Source organism: Mesorhizobium sp. M7A.F.Ca.US.005.03.2.1 (genome assembly GCF_003997795.1).
Lineage (GTDB): Bacteria > Pseudomonadota > Alphaproteobacteria > Rhizobiales > Rhizobiaceae > Mesorhizobium > Mesorhizobium ciceri.
Genome location: NZ_RZRP01001354.1, coordinates 1 through 1003 on the forward strand (window position 1 = coordinate 1; position 1003 = coordinate 1003).

At 61.4% G+C, this 1003-nt stretch carries 1 protein-coding gene and 1 pseudogene; one reads left to right on the forward strand and one right to left on the reverse strand.

Going from position 1 to position 1003, the window contains the following annotated elements:
* Window positions 1-9: 9 nt before the first annotated feature.
* Window positions 10-201, reverse strand: a pseudogene (locus EN991_RS37705) (nitroreductase family protein); the annotation flags it as partial.
* 225 nt (window positions 202-426) lie between these two features.
* On the opposite strand from EN991_RS37705, the gene EN991_RS37710 reads away from it, so the two are divergent.
* On the forward strand, window positions 427-969 hold the full coding sequence (locus tag EN991_RS37710) for an XRE family transcriptional regulator (RefSeq protein WP_032807957.1): 543 nt from the start codon (window positions 427-429) through the stop codon (window positions 967-969).
* The last annotated feature ends 34 nt before the right edge of the window (window positions 970-1003 follow it).

Genomic DNA, 1003 nt, shown 5'->3' on the forward strand with positions numbered 1-1003 from the left:
CTTGCTCTAGCCCTTGGTGACATAGACCTTCCATGGCTGCATGTTGGTGCCGGATGGGGCGCGCGCCGCAACCGCCAGAATGGCGCGGATGATGTCGTCTTCGACCATGTTGGGCAGGAATGCGCGCACCGAACGGCGCGACAGGATCGCCTCGTCGACAATCTCGGCATCGCCCTCGATTCGGGGGTTATTTTCCAGCATGGGCCGTCCCTTACCCTTTGTCTCGATCGGACGTCCCCACTCGCCGCTCTCGGCGGAGCCTTTGCATGAACCGTCAAAATCGCGCAAGCAAATCTTGTGCATCCGTGAAAATCTGCTTGATTTTTTCATGAGCTTGATTTCTCATGAAATTTGCCGGTGATTTTTCATAAAGAGAGCGTTTTGCCTTCGACTACCGCAAGAACATTGCAGGGACCTGACGAACGCGTGCTGGCTGGCGACATCAGGGCCCTGCGCAAGGCGCGCGGGCTGACGCTCGCCGAGATCGGCCTGAAGCTAGGCCGTTCGGTCGGCTGGGTCAGCCAGGTCGAACGTGGCCTGTCGACGCCGTCGCTCGGTGACCTCAGGGCCTTCGCCGAACTGTTCGGCGTGCCGATCAGCCTGTTCTTCAGCCATGACGTACCTGTCGAAAGCGAGCGCGGCGTGGTCGTGCGCGCCGGCAGGCGCCGCACGCTTGGCACAAGCGAATCCGGCCTGGTGGAGGAGCTTCTGTCGCCCGATCTCGGCGGTAGCTTCGAGATGGTGCGTTCGGTCTTCGCGCCGGGCGCGGAACTGAAGGCCGAGGCGCAGCGTCCGACCGAGGAAGCCGGATACGTCGCGTCCGGACTGTTCGACATCGAGATCGGAGGTGTCTGGCATCGGCTTGGCGAGGGCGACTCCTTTCGCTTCGAAGGCAAGCCCTACCGCTGGCGCAATCCGGGTGCCGAGCCGGCAATTGTCATCTGGGTGGTTTCACCACCCGTCTATTGAGTTCAAGTTTGGAGAAGAACATGGCGGGGTTGCC